The organism is uncultured Shewanella sp. (assembly GCF_947491715.1).
Lineage (GTDB): Bacteria > Pseudomonadota > Gammaproteobacteria > Enterobacterales > Shewanellaceae > Shewanella.
Window position 1 is genome coordinate 1 of record NZ_CANLKR010000017.1, and the last position, 16,304, is coordinate 16,304.

Below are 16,304 nucleotides of genomic sequence, written 5' to 3' on the forward strand. Positions count from 1 at the left end.
GTCATAATGTCACCTGTCATCTTATGAGGTGATGATATCACCTCTAACTAGGTGGCCAAACTAACTATGCCACTACAAATAAGGCTTTTTATCACTGGTTTGCTAAAATAAAATGGATAGAAGTAAGTTACTCATTACTGATACCTAAGTTTAACCTGCTTGATTCACCTTTGACTTTAAGCTTATGAGTTTCATCTAATAGTACCTTTAAACAATCCATAAGTTCACTTTCTAGTTCATAAAATTCTTTAGCTTTTGTGTGCAATGTATCCATATTTGGATCGGAGCCAATTGTAACTAGCAGGGCCTCATGAGCTAAATAGTTCCTATTTTTTGTGAGTTTGTTGAGCCTTTTTTTTAGCTCATCATTATTGTTAAGTTTACCGAATAAGTTCAGAAGCCTTTCTAAAGGAAAACTCTCTACGTCCTTTGTTGAGAAATCAAAATAAATATGATCTTCCACTAAAGAATTAATATAACTGTAGGACGAACCTATATACATCTTCAGTGAAAGCTCTAATAATTGAAAGTTCACTAGTAGTCCAACTGTGCGATCTTTGTATAATTCTTGCTCCGTCCTCATATATTTCCCTTTTAATTAATTCTATTGATTAATCAGTAAAACCAAAATAATTACCCACTCCAGTAGCAGCCTCAACAAATTTTTTTGCGGTTGCACGATCCATTACGAGAGCCTTTCCATCTACCTTTAGATAAATACTAGCCTCATCAAAGTATGAAGAGCTCCCGAACTCTATATTCATTTCTTCCTCGTTTCCCTGACATTTCAGGGTTTCTTCAAAAAATGCTATTGTTGCCATTATCTATTTCCTTTCTATAAATTAAGCGCAATTTTAGTACATCTAACTATTGTGACCAGCATAGACAAATCTGACTGTACTGCAAAAATTTCCCTACCAGTGATAACTGGTTTTATCACTGCTTCAATTTCTAAAATCTGCTTTTCAACTTTGCGACATAAGCCCCAGTTTTTATCATTCCTGAAAATAATCCTTTAATTAGCATAAGGTTAGGTGTATTACTATTTCCTTTTTTTTGCGCATTTAAACAAGGGATTGTTATGGGTTGTAAATGTTATTTCTGTAATCCGACACAAAGGGCTAAACCAGAAACCCCACCAAAGTGTCAGTTAACCCCCAGAGAGAAGATACTAAGGCAGCAAAAACAGCGTGCAATGGAGGCAATGGAATACAGTAAACCGGATCCAGAGAACGACGCTCGACATGCTGCCCATGTTGAAAGGATACTAGCTAAAAGAAAGGCTGCGGCGGTGGCGAGTGAAGCGGAGGCAGGGGTTAAAGAGAAAGAAGATAAAATCTGCCCAAATTGTAATGAAAATAATGGTTGCGGTGAAAAAATTGATTTTAAATTTATCGAGGCCAGAGAAGGCGGAATGGAGCTAATAGCTAATGTTCCAGATCCAAAAGGTAGTAAAAGTGGTGTGACTATTTCTGTTGGTTTCGATTTAGGCGCTAGAAATAAAAATGATTTAGAAAGATTAAACTTAGATGCTGACTTGATAAAAAAACTTGAACCTTATCTGAGCATGAAAAAATTAGTTGCTGATGAATATTTAAAAGAACACCCTTTAAGCATAACGCAAGAACAAGCTGAACAGATCTACATCAATAATAAAGCCCAAGCAACAAAAAGGCTGATTAATAAGTATAATGCGGATAGTAATGTGAAATTTAATTGTATACCCTCACAAGCACAAACTGTAATAACCTCTGTTGAATATCAATATGGCAGTGCAAAGCATGAAACTAAAAACTTTTGGCGACAGGTTACTGGACAACAGTGGCAAGAAGCATATGACAATTTAATGGATTTTAAAGATCCTTATCCTTCAAGAAGAAAGATAGAAGCCCAAAAATTAAAGGAATTATTATGAGAATTATATTATTTATTAATTTGTATTTATTATGCTTTTATTGTAATGCAATAGAAATCAATATTGCACAATTTAACGATACAAATTCACTGGCTCAAAACAAAAAATTTGACAGCAAAGTTAATCAAGTATTTAACTTTGATCTACTATATCCTAATGAAAAATCATCAGAATTTATTTTATCATTAATGAGTCGCCCCAATACAATCAAGAAAGAAAAAGGTAAAGCTTCTTATGCAGATTCATGTCAGCTCGGTGCTTGTGATGATTACAAAGTAAGATTAATTCAATTTGCTGGCAGACCATTGATATTCGTCTTGAAAACCAGAAAAAATGTGAGCGTTTATTATAATGGGATTTTAATGATTGAAGAAATGGATAGTATATATGACTTTTTAAATCGTTACTCAAGAATCGGTGACATGTCTCTGGATGATAAAATATTTTTTGTTAAAGAATCAAATTTAGCATCCGATTAGCAGCAAGTACACATGGTTACCCCCCTACCAGTGATAAAAGAGGTATTATCACTGGTTATTATCAGCTTTATTCGCAATAAATTGATTAAAAATGCTTTTTTAGATTTCTATAGGCGTTACCGTCAAATTACAATCTGAAGTTAAAGGTCCATTCCCAAAAGAAAGAAATGCTAAAGCCCTAGTGTCATCATTAAGAGCTGAATGAGCAATACCAATTGATTGATAATTATCCTCGGATTCACTTTTAACCCAACCTAAATATTCACCAAATCCGATTTCGACTTGTAACGCCCTAATTTCTCCGCTATCACGCTCAAAAGAGGTTCCACTAAACGCATCTGGTACTCGACATAGTGACTTTAAGGAAGAAAAAGCCTCTTCTTTTTCAGTCATTGAAGAATCACTAGAATATAATGTTGTTAAGGCTTCTTTTGCTGCTACACGATCCGTTCTGAAAATAAGATCTGATAAATAATCTAACGCTTTCGATACCTTACTTTCAACATCACCATTTTTAATGCTTTCAATTTCATTATGACTAATCGTATTAACAAAAGGTAAATGACCACTTAATTCTAATCCAGACAAAATCAATCCCCCATAAAAAACGTAGACTTTAGTCTACCCCTCATATTTCCTATATTCTTCTTAAAAAAAACATATTTGTCATATTTCTACATATAAAATAGAAAAACATCTCCCTTACTAGGCCACTACACTAGGGTTTTATGCCCATCCCCTACCAGTGATAAAGAGATAATATTACTGGTAGGAAATATGGCTTAATGCACCCAATCTTCGTAGTTAAGCCCTTCAACCCTCTTAAACTCACGAGTATTATTGGTAACGAGTACGCACTTTGTTGCTATGGCATGACCTGCTATGGCGGTGTCATTGCCACCAATCGACGTACCTTTCGACATTAATTGCTTCTTAACCTCAGTCGTGGCATCTACCACCTCTTTATCCCAATGTAATGTCTGCCTACAAATTTACACTGCTCCTGTAATAATAACGCTATCGCCGATAGGTGTTAACCCAAGTGATATCTAGGTATCTCTCTTAACGAATATTATTTGCAATGCTTTGGTTTGTATTATGTGACAGTGGATCCTGTGAGGATGGAAAAACTGTGGAGGAGGTGCTTATTATAGAGTTAATCATCATCATATATGTATTATCTAAATTATAAACTTCTCCTTCAGACATGATAGACTCTTGAAAACGATTCGTTGTTTCTCCTATTAATCCTTCTATTTGATTCAAATGTCCATAGACAGCGATCACTAAAGGTAAATCATAACGGCTAACTTGATTACCTTCATTTATCATTTTTAAAGTAGACCCCGCCTGAGTAACCATAGAGTTTGTCATCTCAATATATGAACGTAACATGTTTTTTATCATTACAGGATCCATAGTAGATTGACTATCTATCGCTATATTTGAGACCTCTTCACTCAACGTTGCAAGGCTACTACCAAGCTGATTAAATGTATATTGTGCGTCGCTCATATTAATATTCATATTATTTAGAAATAATTTTGCAAATTCTGCATCTACTAATGGTATCTGCTGTTGCTGTGGTATCTGCTGTTGCTGTGGTATCTGCTGTGATGTTATTGATCCCGCATAAGTTGCACCGCTCATTGTTAACAAACCAAAACAAACTAACCTTTTCAAGATATACATACCAACCCCTTATTATTTATAGTAAATATAGATAAATCCCTGTATCACACAAAACCTAAACTTTAGTCTTACTTGGTATTATGCTCATCTTGAAAATTATAAATATCAGGTCTTTCCCTTATTTTTAAAAATAGCGAAGTATAAATGCTATTTGGAGACTATATACAAATCTCCAACATTGATGATTATGGCATCTAGTAACATAGTTAATTTGAGCACTACAGGTACACCTCTAAATTGAACGTGACCTTTTCCATTAGCTTTTCTAAAGATATAGCTTTATTCGACTTACTCAGCTTCCAAAGTGTGGAACTGATTTTGGGGCATAAATGCGTCAAACTCTACCAGTGATAAACACGGGTTATCGCAGGTAGCACACAGGGCTTTGATATTAGCGCTACCAGAATAGATAAAAACAACGCTAATTGAAAAATGGAATGAATCGTATCAATTAAACCACGTCACTGAATATCGAAAGAATGAGGAATAAAGTGTTGACCTTGTATGGACAACACTTTGATTCAACTTTTATATCAGCCTGTGTTTCAATCACTATTTCAGCCTTTATGTCACCCTATTTAACAATAAAAGATGTAACACATGGCATCGTCACTTCATATTCATCGCTGTTACCCGAGACTAAACTCACTGTATAAAGCCCTGGGGCTGAATAACTGTCGGTTTTTAAATTAAATGCCCACTTATTGCCTTTATAAATAAACATATTACCCGTCGATGCTAGAGCTTTTTGGGCTTTCCCTACCCCCAAAACATCGGCACTCACATCCACAGCTTCAAGGTGCATCTCATCTGTCACCGAAGGGGTATACATCACTTGGACAACAGGGGGGGCAGAGACATCATCTTGTTCCAATACCTGACCATCATTATCTTCAAGTGTCGCGCGTAATGGTAATACCCTGTGCCGGTTCATTTTCATGATCTTATGGTGCTTATTGTTTAGAGGCGTATTAAAGCCTACACAGGTATAACTGGCCAGTGCTTCAACATAAGTCACCGCCTCAGGAATAAACATCCCTGCCGCGCAGGACCCGACTGACATAGATATGGTGCCGTCATCATTGATTGTTGTTGTCCCTGGTGCTGTGCATTCACCAGTATTCCTCTCAAGCTGAGAATCAATCAGCACTAATCGAGTGAAAGAGCAAGGCCCTTCAGGGCCGTTGCAGGGATAAGTCCCCTCGACCGCTTCTAAAGAAAAAGACAACAAATCTTTAGTGTCAGGATCCAGCGCCCAATTCATGGAACGAATATTTTCTTCGGTATAATCATATAAACTCAGTGATACGCCGTTAGCACTCTCTCCAGCATCAGTTGGAAAAACAATGTTTCCAAGCATTTCACCGTCGCTATTTAAGATATTTTTTTCTGAAGTCGCAAATGCCGTACCTATCATAACGAGGCAAATGACAATAAAAATAACTTCACGAAAAATCGTTCTACTTATATGGCTTTTTTTCATTTTCATTGCCTCTCATTATGTTAAAGTAAGCTTTACCCTCCTTGTAACCAAGATTTCAACCTTTTGTGAGAAAAAAGATTAACCGACATAATGCATTAACACATCAATCTCAAGTATGAAACCTACCCTAGCCATTTGGCTCCTTTAACAATCTAAACTCATCCTTTTGGGCTATTAGCAAGTCCCGAACCATAACCTCATCTAAAAATGCTCCCAATGCGCAAAATACCCATTACACACTAAAATTTGCTAGAATAGGCGAAGATTATCTTGTTATTACTCTGCCTTAGGTAAAATTTAAAGCAGATAAAATTTTGATCTTAATCAATGTTTTACTCAAGTAATTGCCGTATGATGATGAAATAACATATTTTTATCATTTAATGTTAAATCAGCCGAGGAATATAGGCATGGCTCTGATTGGAAAGCCGAAACCCGATCCAACTTTGGAATGGTTTTTATCACACTGTCACCTTCATAAGTATCCATCCAAGAGCACATTAATCCATGCAGGAGAAAGTTCAGATACCCTTTATTATATTGTTAAGGGCTCTGTGGCCGTCTTGATCAAAGACGAAGAAGGCAAGGAAATGATCCTCTCTTATTTAAATCAAGGAGATTTTATTGGCGAGCTAGGCCTGTTTGAAGAACAAGCCGAACGAACAGCTTGGGTTAGAGCAAAACAAGCCTGTGAAATTGCTGAAATATCCTATAAAAAATTTAAGCAACTCATTCAAGTCAATCCTGAAATCCTCATGAAGCTTTCAGCACAAATGGCTTACCGTTTACACAGTACCAGTCAAAAAGTGGGAGACTTAGCTTTCTTGGATGTGGCTGGGCGTATCGCACAAACCTTATTGCATTTAGCCAAACAGCCTGATGCCATGACCCATCCAGATGGCATGCAAATTAAAATTACACGCCAAGAGATAGGTCAAATTGTCGGCTGCTCACGAGAAACAGTAGGCCGTATTTTAAAAATGCTGGAAGAGCAGAACCTCATTCAAGCTCACGGTAAAACTATCGTGGTATACGGCACTCGATAACATAAATATAAAAAAGGGATAAACAACGATTTTTATCCCCTTTTTAATACGCACAACTCACGTCTAGTTCACTCTTGCTTTATCCAATACGTCACATAACGCTTTCACCCCTAATAAAGTACGCGGTGAAGGGCGATGTAATAAGTCAGCGTTCAACTGATAAATATGATGATGTTTTACTGCTGGGATTTCTGGCCATCGAGACCAATCAACACCAAGCACATTACCTTCATCTTGGCTTTGTAAAATAACCTCAGGCGCTTTGAGTAACACAGATTCGACACTCACTTGAGGGTATTCATTTTTTGCATCATAAAAAACATTTTGTCCATGACACACCGCAATAATTTGCTGTATCCAACTATCTTTAGCCACCGTCATTAATGGCGTTGACCATAACTGATAAAAAACTGTTATGCCTTTCTTAGGTGCATTCTCCTCTTTTAATATCGTTAACCTTTGCCTGTAATCTGTTGCGACTTGATGAGCTTGTTTTGTGTGCCCTGTCAACTCACCTAAACGCTCTATATCATCCGCTACCTCCATTAGCGTTTTAGGATCGCTATTGACTAAATCAAAGCCAAGGCCTGACAAACGCGTCAGCGCTTCTTGGTTACTCCCCCCTTGCCACGTCACGATGAGATCGGGATCCAGCTCAATAATTTTTTCGATTTGAAGCCCGTAATAACCACCGACTCTAGGGATTTTTTTAGCCGCTTCAGGATAGTCACTGCTATCGCTAGTCCCCACAATGGCGTCACCTGCACCAATTGCGAACAAAATTTCAACAGCGTGAGGCGATAAAGCCACAACGCGTTTAGCGGGCTCTTTTACCAATGTAGCCCCCACAGCACAGTGGGTAGAAAACAGCGCTAAAAAACCGACTATCAGAAAATAACGCAGCCATGACATTAGGTACACGATAATGTTGTTCATGTGTCTAATAATCAAAGCCAGGTTGGGCCTTAACACCGGCCTCAAAGGCATGTTTAATGGGTTGAACCTCACTCACCGTATCCGCCAATTCGATAATTTGCCGATGGCATGCTCTACCTGTCACAATAACATGCTGCATCGAAGGACGATTTTTCAAAGCATTAATCACACGTTCAACGTCTAAATAGTGATAACTGACCATATACGTCAACTCATCAAGCATCACAAGATCAAGGCTGGGATCATTTAATAACACTTCAGCCGCTTCCCAAGCTTTCAATGCAGCTTGTGTGTCTTTTTCTTTATCTTGAGTCTCCCAAGTAAAACCGGTTCCCATCACATGGAATTCAACCCCCGCCCCCTCAAGTAACGTCCGCTCACCGCACTCCCAGTTCCCTTTAATAAACTGCACCACGGCCGCTTTCTTACCGTGACCAATCGCCCGCGCCACCGTGCCAAAACCCGATGTCGACTTGCCTTTTCCATTACCGGTTAATACCAGCAAGATACCTTGCTCTTTTTGGGCGTTAGCAATTTTAGCATCAACGCCTGCCTTCACTTTTTGCTGTCTGGCTTTATGCCGCTGGGCTTTTATCTCATCTCTGTGTTTATCATCTTGCGTATTGCTCATGTTTGAGTTCATCTCTGAATGGTTTTTCATTTGTTGCCTTACTATTGTCAAAAGCTGTTAGATAAAACAATGATTACATCAAATCGATACACTAAAAGGTCGCGATAGTTGCTAAGTCTAGATGTTGCTCTAACACATCCGCTAATCGTTCCAGTTGCTGTGCTTTAATGGCATCCACATCAAGCGGTGTCACATCACGCATTCCCGCCCATTTGAGCACAAGTGTTGCCGCTTCAGGACTATCAAATAGCCCATGCACATAAGTGCCTAATACTTGGTTGTCATTAGATAGGAATCCATCTTTTATCTGCCTATGCTGCGCTTCTCTCTCATCACTGACATTATCACAGGACTGCTCATAAAAAGAGACAGGCTGCATACCTTGGGCTAATAATCGTGTTTCGCCACAATGGATCTCATACCCCTTAAAAACCGCTTGCTCATCCAACAATCGAATTTGCCCTCTAACTTGCGTTAATTTTTTAGTATTCGTTAACTGAGTCGTAATAGGCAATAAATTTAACCCCAAGCTCTCACCTTTCTCACTTTCTACGCCATTAGGGTCATGAATATCCCTTCCTAACATTTGATAGCCACCGCAGATCCCAAGTACTTTACCTCCATAACGTAAATGCTGCTGAATATAGCTATCCCAGCCTTGCATTTGCAAACTCGCTAAATCATCACGCACACTCTTACTGCCCGGTAAAATAATCAAATCCGCTTGTGGAAAAGAAGCGGCATCTACAGGCGTTTGAATAGACACATAAGAGAAAGCAATATTTGGGTGTAAACGTAAAGGATCAAAGTCGGTATGATTGCTGATCCTTGGATAAACGAGCACGACGACTTTAAAGTGAGCAAGGGTTTTCTTAGGCGCATTGATTAAGGCGTCTTCAGCTTCAAGATGTAAATCTTGCAAATAAGGTAATACCCCTAATACAGGCTTATTCGTATAAGATTCTAGCCAGTCGATCCCCGATTGCAGTAAACTGATATCCCCTCGAAAGCGATTAATCACAAAGCCTTTTACTCTGGCTTGCTCACTTTCACTCAGTAACGCCAATGTTCCCACTAAGTGAGCAAACACACCGCCTTTATCAATATCCGCAATAATGATCACAGGGCAATCTACGGCCTCTGCGAACCCCATATTGGCAATATCTCCCTCACGTAAATTAATTTCAGCAGGACTCCCCGCCCCTTCAATGACCACCCATTGATATTGCGCCGTTAAGCGAGAAAATGAATCCAAAACCGCATTCATCGCTAATGCTTTATAACCTTGGCTATCAGGACCAAAAAACGCTTGGGCCTCTAATGCCAATAAAGCTTTTCCCTGTACAATCACTTGAGAACAGGTATTGGAACTCGGTTTTAATAGAATAGGATTAAAATCCGTATGAGCCTCAAGTCCACAAGCATAAGCTTGCAATGCTTGTGCGCGGCCAATTTCGCCGCCATCACACGTTACCGCGCTGTTGAGGGCCATATTTTGAGGTTTAAAAGGCGCAACCTTTACCCCTTTTCGAGACAGAACACGGCACAATCCAGCGACTAAAGTGCTTTTTCCTGCATCAGACGTTGTACCCTGTACCATTATCATTTTGGCAGAATGCATTTTTGCACTTTTTTCCACAATACATCTCTTTTATTTTAGCTGCTGAGGTAATCCAGCGGTGATCAACATGACAGGTTCAGCCCGTTTATCCGATATCTTGATATAACCCACTCACTTCATTCATTCATCCATTCATTCATTCATTACCATTGATCCCTCAATCTCAGCAATAATCGATACAATAACAGCTCATGATCATGGCTAATATGAAACTAATCCCCACCTTTTAGATGCTGAGGTAATCCAGCGGTGATCAACATGACAGGTTCAGCCCGTTTATCCGATATCTTGATATATGGTGTAACCAATCCGCTTCATCCATTACAATGGATTCCTAAATTTCATTAATAATCATGGCTAATATGAAACTAATCCCCACCTTTTAGATGCTGAGGTAATCCAGCGGTGATCAACATGACAGGTTCAGCCCGTTTATCCGATATCTTGATATATGGTGTAACCAATCCGCTTCATCCATTACAATGGATTCCTAAATTTCATTAATAATCAACACAATAACAGTTAATGATCATGGCTAATATGAAACTAATCCCCACCTTTTAGGTGCTGAGGTAATCCAGCGGTGATCAACGTGACCCGTTCTGCAAGCTGCGCGATATCTTGATGTAACCAACCCGCTTCATCAATAAAACGCCGATTAATCTCTCCCATAGGAACAATACCTAAACCCACTTCATTACTCACCAAAATCAGCTCTCCATCCACTTGGGTTAATGTCTGTAAAAAGTCTGCTTTTACTTGCGACCAGTGCCGTTCATTATGTAATAGCTGGTTGGTTAACCACAAGGTCAAACAATCAACTAAAATGACGCTATTCGGCGACATATGATCAACTAAACCTTGACTCAACAACAAAGGGCACTCAATGACTTGCCACTGCACTCCACTTTGACTTCGTGTCATTTTATGCTGAGCTATTCGCTGAGCCATTTCATCATCTAAGGCTTGAGCCGTGGCAATATACACACTATCACGCCCTTGCTCACTAAAATCATACACTAAAGATTCTGCAAAACGGCTTTTTCCACTGCGAGCTCCACCTAAGATGAAGTGGATCAAAATGGCATACAAAAAATGAGTAAAACAAAATAACAAGTTAACTCACTCACCTGTTGCGCAGCCCCTAAAGTATCACCCGTATAACCACCTATTTGGCCTCGAAAAAAGGCGACTAATAATATTCGAACCATCAACAAAGATAACACTAAAACCACTGCTTGCCAGAGATCAACAAAGAGTAAAGCCAATACCGCTGTAAGTAATAAAATCAAGAGTTCATTTAGACTCTGAAATTGTGCTAAAGGCTTTACCTTGCTGTCCTTTTCATCTCGCACATACTTTTCACTAAAAATCAGGCTCGCTGCCAAAACACGGCTTAAGCAATGGGCAATAATAAAAGCCACCATGACTCGGTTGGGATCAAATAGAGCAATTTCAGTCAGCAGTTGCCATTTAAAGAGTAAAGCAAACACTAACGCAAGCGCACCGTAACTGCCTAAACGCGAATCTTTCATAATATTTAATTTTTCAGCTGCGCTCCAAGCACCACCAAATCCATCGGCGGTATCGGCTAAGCCATCTTCATGAAAGCCACCGGTGATCACAACACTGGTTATCATAGACAACACGATCGCAATCGACACTGGTAACCAATAAGCGGTTATCGCAAACACGCTGGCGCACACTCCGCCAACGAGTAGCCCAACCAAGCCAAAATACCGACTCGCTTGATTTAATCTATCAGTATCAATCTCAATCCAAGAAGGAATAGGTAACCGTGTTAAAAAGCCCATCGCAATAAAAAATAAGCACAACTGTTTTTTGCAGAAATTCATCGCTTTCTCATTATCTTTAATATAACTGAATAGGTTGAGCAAAATCATTTGAAATCGATCAATTTAATCTATCTTTATCCCCAAATCTGTTAGTTCCGCCATTTGGTTATAAAAATGACTCGCCGCCTGAATAAGAGGTAAAGCCAATGCCGCTCCCGTGCCCTCTCCTAACCTCATATCGAGTGCTAATAGGGGTTTTGCATCTAAATAATCTAATAAAATAGCGTGTCCATACTCGTGAGACTGATGCGCAAAAATCATATAATCCCTCGCATTAGCATTAATGTTAACCGCAGCCAATGCTGCCACAGTGGCAATAAATCCATCAATAACCACCAACATTTGCCTTTGTGCGGCAGCCAAGATGGCTCCTGTCATTTGCACAATTTCAAAGCCTCCCACACAAGCAAGAATATGAACAATATCGGTACACTCAGCTTGGTGTAATGCTAACCCTTGTTCAACAACTTGAATTTTACGCGCAAATTTTTCATCATCAATCCCAGTACCTCGTCCCACGCATTCCTTGGCTGTCATTTTGAGTATACTGGCCATGATGGCTGAAGACGAAGCCGTATTACCTATGCCCATTTCACCAAAAGCAATAAGATTACACCCCCGTTGATGATGAAAGTCGACTCGTTGGCTCGCCATATCAAATCCGTCATATACATCATCAATACTCATGGCTTTTTTTAAATGAAATGGCTGAGTCCCTGCACCGAGGCGCTGCTGTATCAAACTGGGCCATGACGCCAATGGCGATAAAATGCCACAGTCAATCACCTCGAGTCCAAAACCCACTTGATGGCAGAACACATTAATAGCGGCGCCTCCACTAATAAAATTCATCACCATTTGCTGTGTCACTTCACTTGAAGCGATAGAAATATTCGCTTGACTCACCCCATGATCGGCAGCAAACACTAACATTTGGGGCTTAACAATCTGAGGATTATCTTTACCCAATACCTGTGCCACTTGCAAAGCCAATGGCTCTAGCTGACCTAAAGACGAAGGTGGTTTCGTTTTCATATCAATTCTGTATTGAATCTCCTTATCATGAGTACGGCAAACAGGCGGTATATCAAACATAGATCCTCTCACTTTTTCACGATGATTAACCCTCTTGTTGACGAGTTTTTAATACAAACAAGAAAAATAAACTGCCAATCACTGCAGTAATTATGCCTACAGACAGTCTAGCGATAGTGCTTGATAACTCAACAAGGTTCTCGCTAAAACATCAACGACATCAACATCAACCCAAATCATCTATATTCACTGATAATCACTGATATTCACCCCTCTTGTTGGCGAGTTTTTAATACAAACAAGAAAAATAAACTGCCAATCACTGCAGTAATTATGCCTACAGTTATGCCTACAGACGGTCTAGCGATAGTGCTTGATAACTCAACAAGGTTCTCGCTAAAACATCAACGACATCAACATCAACCCAAATCATCTATATTCACTGATAATCACCCCTCTTGTTGACGAGTTTTTAATACAAACAAGAAAAATAAACTGCCAATCACTGCAGTAGTTATGCCTACAGACAGTCTAGCGATAGTGCTTGATAACTCAACAAGGTTCTCGCTAAAACATCAATGACATCAACATCAACCCAAATCATCTATATTCACTGATAATCACCCCTCTTGTTGGCGAGTTTTTAATACAAACAAGAAAAATAAACTGCCAATCACTGCAGTAATTATGCCTACAGTTATGCCTACAGACGGTCTAGCGATAGTGCTTGATAACTCAACAAGGTTCTCGCTAAAACATCAACGACATCAACATCAACCCAAATCATCTATATTCACTGATAATCACCCCTCTTGTTGGCGAGTTTTTAATACAAACAAGAAAAATAAACTGCCAATCACTGCAGTAGTTATGCCTACAGACAGTCTAGCGATAGTGCTTGATAACTCAACAAGGTTCTCGCTAAAACATCAATGACATCAACATCAACCCAAATCATCTATATTCACTGATAATCACCCCTCTTGTTGGCGAGTTTTTAATACAAACAAGAAAAATAAACTGCCAATCACTGCAGTAATTATGCCTACAGGTAACTCTTGATAACTCAACAAGGTTCTCGCTAAAACATCAACCCAAATCATAAAAATTCCGCCTAACATTCCCGTTAACATCAAAGACAATTGACCTGGAAATACTAAGCGCACAATATGCGGGATCATTAATCCAACAAAGCCAATGCCACCACAAGAGGCCACTAAGGTCGCCGTAATGACAGAGCAAAGGATTAACATACCAATTCTTAAAAAAGAAACGTTAATCCCTAAAGTATGGGCCGTTTCATCCCCCATTTTCATGGCTATAATAGAGCGTTGAAACAACAATATAATGGCAGTACAAAACACCACGACCAAAGTCGGCAACATGAGCACTGACCATGTGGCTTTAGCAAAACTCCCTAAACTCCAAAAAAGCACCGATGCCGCCGCTTGAGGAGAAGAAAAATACAACATCAAACTGCTTAACGCACCAAACATAAAAGACACGGCCACGCCTGAAAGCAACATACGTTCCACTTGCCGCCCCACATCTTTACCACACATGTTCAATACAATAAACACAGATAATCCAGCACCAATTAACGCACCGGTAGGCAATCCTATCCAAGTTAACCCGAAATGAGACAAAACACCTTGTTGCAACAATGTCAGTACCACAACAGCACCAAAAGAAGCCCCTGAAGAAATACCAAATAAATAAGGATCAGCCAAGGGGTTACGCGTCACCGTTTGCAGTACACTACCCGCAATCGACAGCCCGGCTCCCGCAATAAACGCCAACACGACTCGAGGTAATCTCAGCTCCATAATAATCCGATCTTTCAACCCTAACGTTTCATTGATACCCAATAAATGAAAATTCAAACTCTGGATCACATCCACAATACGAATATCTGCCGCACCAAAACTGGTTGCCGATAACAAGGAAAAAACAGCAATAAGTAATCCTAAAGGGATCCCAAATAAACGCAAAAAACGTTTGATGAATTGACTAAGTAATAACATTTATCGAATGGTTTTCCTTATCATGTTCACAAGAATACTCATTGCCATAACCATAAAAATAACAAATAAGTGGCTTACCATGCTGTGGATGAGGGTGCACTTCACAACACACATCAAATACGCGAGAAATAGTCGATTCAGTCAATACTTTGTCAGGCGAGCCTTGAGCAATTAATTCCCCCTTCTCTAGCAACACCAATGAATCACAAAGAGCGCTCGCCAAATTTAAATCATGAATAGAAATAATCACACTGATATTCAGTGAGCGCAATAATTCAAGAATTTGAATTTGATATCGCACATCAAGATGATTGGTCGGTTCATCTAAGATGAGTAACTGAGGATCTTGCACTATTGCTCTGGCAATCAAAGCCCGCTGTTTCTCTCCTCCCGATAAGGACTCAAACACTTGAAGGGCTTTATCCAAAAGCCCAACTTTATCTAATGCCTGATCAATCGCCGCATCATCAAGCAACGTATGCCCATCAAATAGGCTTTTATGAGGTGTTAAACCTAACGCCACCAATTGCCGCGTTGTCATATCAAAATGCTGAGGCGTATCTTGTAGCACCACAGCCACTTTTTGAGCAAAAGCCTTGGATGTGAACGTCGAGATATTCTGATTAAAAAGCGCAATATACCCAGATGTCGGCTTTAAATAACGATATAGGCACCGCAAAAGGCTGGATTTTCCAGCGCCATTGGGCCCGATAATACCCAAAACTTCTCCTTCTTGAAGATTGAAATGGATATCAGATAAAACAGGCTGAGCATTTACCTGCCAATGCAATCCATGAACCGACAGCGCATTTTTTTCTTGATTTTTAATATTACTCATCAATTAACAATACCTTAGCGGTAACAAGTAGATAGAAGCCATAGCGCACCAATAAACAATGATACTGTCAATTAGGCCAATGCAGTCGAGAATAAAATTGCCTGTGTTCTACTTGGTGGACATTGTGTTCATCCTCCCCATCGTTTTTAACATGCACTTCAACATTAACCGTAGCACCATAACCTAAAGCCAGTTGACTATAAATACCTGCACAACGTTTAACGCCTAATACTCGCGACATGATGTGTCGAATCACACCACCGTGTGCAACCACCAGTACTCTTCTTCCCTTAAAGCACTCTAATAACTGTTGCCAAGCATTATCGACTCTATGTTCAAACATCAACATAGGCTCCCCATTAGGAGGTGTTTCGTTCCAAGGATCGCGCCAATAACGACTTAAAGCCGGTTCAAATGTGGCGTATAGTTCATCGAAAGTTCGCCCATCCCAGTCACCAAAATCCATTTCTTTTAAGCCATCATACACACGCAATTCAATGCCTTTTTGCACATGTAGTTGATGAGCAAATTCTATACAGCGACGTAAAGGTGAGCTGACAATCACATCTGGATCTTGTGGCAATTTTTCTATTGCCCTTTGCATTTGTACAAAGCCATTGGAAGAGAGAGGCACATCCACCCTTCCCCTCAAAATATGACCTCCCTGACACTCTCCATGTCTCAATAAATAAAGATCTGTTTTCATGACGCTCACCTCCCCCTATCTTTATTGAGCATAACGCTTCCC

At 39.6% G+C, this 16,304-nt stretch carries 18 protein-coding genes; 3 read left to right on the plus strand and 15 right to left on the minus strand.

What is annotated here, in order from left to right; all coding sequences use genetic code 11:
* Positions 1–127: 127 nt before the first annotated feature.
* On the minus strand, positions 128–583 hold the full coding sequence (locus Q0779_RS12585) for a hypothetical protein (RefSeq protein WP_298773031.1): 456 nt from the start codon (positions 581–583) through the stop codon (positions 128–130).
* 28 nt (positions 584–611) lie between these two features.
* Positions 612–821 (minus strand): hypothetical protein, encoded by a 210-nt coding sequence (locus Q0779_RS12590; RefSeq protein ID WP_298773034.1) that lies wholly within the window; start codon positions 819–821, stop codon positions 612–614.
* Between the two features lie 383 nt (positions 822–1,204).
* Here Q0779_RS12590 and Q0779_RS12595 point away from each other — a divergent pair, with 383 nt between their 5' ends.
* Together Q0779_RS12595 and Q0779_RS12600 are read left to right on the plus strand one after the other, a co-directional pair.
* Positions 1,205–1,915, plus strand: coding sequence for a pesticin C-terminus-like muramidase (locus tag Q0779_RS12595; RefSeq protein WP_298773035.1), 711 nt, complete (start codon positions 1,205–1,207; stop codon positions 1,913–1,915).
* Complete coding sequence (locus tag Q0779_RS12600; RefSeq protein ID WP_298773036.1) at positions 1,912–2,394, plus strand: hypothetical protein; 483 nt, start codon at positions 1,912–1,914, stop codon at positions 2,392–2,394. The genes Q0779_RS12595 and Q0779_RS12600 overlap by 4 nt, the downstream gene beginning before the upstream one ends.
* Before the next feature lie 99 nt (positions 2,395–2,493).
* On the opposite strand, the gene Q0779_RS12605 is transcribed toward Q0779_RS12600, so the two are convergent.
* The 4 genes from Q0779_RS12605 to Q0779_RS12620 form a co-directional block, all read right to left on the minus strand.
* A complete protein-coding gene (locus Q0779_RS12605; protein ID WP_298773037.1) occupies positions 2,494–2,982 on the minus strand; it encodes a hypothetical protein in 489 nt (162 codons plus the stop codon).
* A gap of 194 nt (positions 2,983–3,176) precedes the next feature.
* Complete coding sequence (locus tag Q0779_RS12610; protein ID WP_298773038.1) at positions 3,177–3,353, minus strand: hypothetical protein; 177 nt, start codon at positions 3,351–3,353, stop codon at positions 3,177–3,179.
* 103 nt (positions 3,354–3,456) lie between these two features.
* Positions 3,457–4,086 carry a hypothetical protein gene (locus tag Q0779_RS12615; protein WP_298773039.1) on the minus strand — a complete coding sequence of 210 codons (630 nt, stop codon included), beginning with the start codon at positions 4,084–4,086 and terminating at the stop codon, positions 3,457–3,459.
* Positions 4,087–4,660: 574 nt separating this feature from the next.
* The gene (locus Q0779_RS12620; RefSeq protein WP_298773040.1) at positions 4,661–5,575 is read right to left on the minus strand and encodes a hypothetical protein; all 915 of its coding nucleotides are present in this window, start codon (positions 5,573–5,575) and stop codon (positions 4,661–4,663) included.
* A 404-nt stretch (positions 5,576–5,979) separates the two neighbouring features.
* On the opposite strand from Q0779_RS12620, the gene crp reads away from it, so the two are divergent.
* Positions 5,980–6,615, plus strand: a complete 636-nt coding sequence (gene crp / locus Q0779_RS12625; protein WP_298773042.1) for a cAMP-activated global transcriptional regulator CRP — start codon at positions 5,980–5,982, stop codon at positions 6,613–6,615.
* Positions 6,616–6,678: 63 nt separating this feature from the next.
* Here the strand turns inward: crp and Q0779_RS12630 are convergent, their stop codons facing one another.
* From Q0779_RS12630 to Q0779_RS12670, 9 genes are all read right to left on the minus strand, one after another.
* A complete protein-coding gene (locus Q0779_RS12630; protein ID WP_298773044.1) occupies positions 6,679–7,551 on the minus strand; it encodes a cobalamin-binding protein in 873 nt (290 codons plus the stop codon).
* Positions 7,552–7,555: 4 nt separating this feature from the next.
* Complete coding sequence (gene cobO, locus Q0779_RS12635) at positions 7,556–8,182, minus strand: cob(I)yrinic acid a,c-diamide adenosyltransferase (protein WP_298773163.1); 627 nt, start codon at positions 8,180–8,182, stop codon at positions 7,556–7,558.
* 91 nt (positions 8,183–8,273) lie between these two features.
* Positions 8,274–9,803: a cobyric acid synthase gene (locus Q0779_RS12640; protein ID WP_298773165.1), complete on the minus strand. Its 1,530-nt coding sequence runs from the start codon at positions 9,801–9,803 to the stop codon at positions 8,274–8,276.
* A gap of 546 nt (positions 9,804–10,349) precedes the next feature.
* Complete coding sequence (gene cobU, locus Q0779_RS12645) at positions 10,350–10,883, minus strand: bifunctional adenosylcobinamide kinase/adenosylcobinamide-phosphate guanylyltransferase (RefSeq protein ID WP_298773045.1); 534 nt, start codon at positions 10,881–10,883, stop codon at positions 10,350–10,352.
* Positions 10,880–11,659 carry an adenosylcobinamide-GDP ribazoletransferase gene (locus Q0779_RS12650; RefSeq protein WP_298773046.1) on the minus strand — a complete coding sequence of 260 codons (780 nt, stop codon included), beginning with the start codon at positions 11,657–11,659 and terminating at the stop codon, positions 10,880–10,882. The genes cobU and Q0779_RS12650 overlap by 4 nt, the downstream gene beginning before the upstream one ends.
* Positions 11,660–11,722: 63 nt before the next feature.
* Positions 11,723–12,754, minus strand: coding sequence for a nicotinate-nucleotide--dimethylbenzimidazole phosphoribosyltransferase (cobT, locus tag Q0779_RS12655; RefSeq protein WP_298773047.1), 1,032 nt, complete (start codon positions 12,752–12,754; stop codon positions 11,723–11,725).
* 914 nt (positions 12,755–13,668) lie between these two features.
* Positions 13,669–14,718, minus strand: a complete 1,050-nt coding sequence (locus Q0779_RS12660; protein ID WP_298773049.1) for an iron ABC transporter permease — start codon at positions 14,716–14,718, stop codon at positions 13,669–13,671.
* Positions 14,705–15,556: an ABC transporter ATP-binding protein gene (locus Q0779_RS12665; RefSeq protein WP_298773051.1), complete on the minus strand. Its 852-nt coding sequence runs from the start codon at positions 15,554–15,556 to the stop codon at positions 14,705–14,707. The genes Q0779_RS12660 and Q0779_RS12665 overlap by 14 nt, the downstream gene beginning before the upstream one ends.
* 67 nt (positions 15,557–15,623) lie before the next feature.
* A complete protein-coding gene (locus Q0779_RS12670) occupies positions 15,624–16,262 on the minus strand; it encodes a histidine phosphatase family protein (RefSeq protein ID WP_298773053.1) in 639 nt (212 codons plus the stop codon).
* Positions 16,263–16,304: the final 42 nt, after the last annotated feature.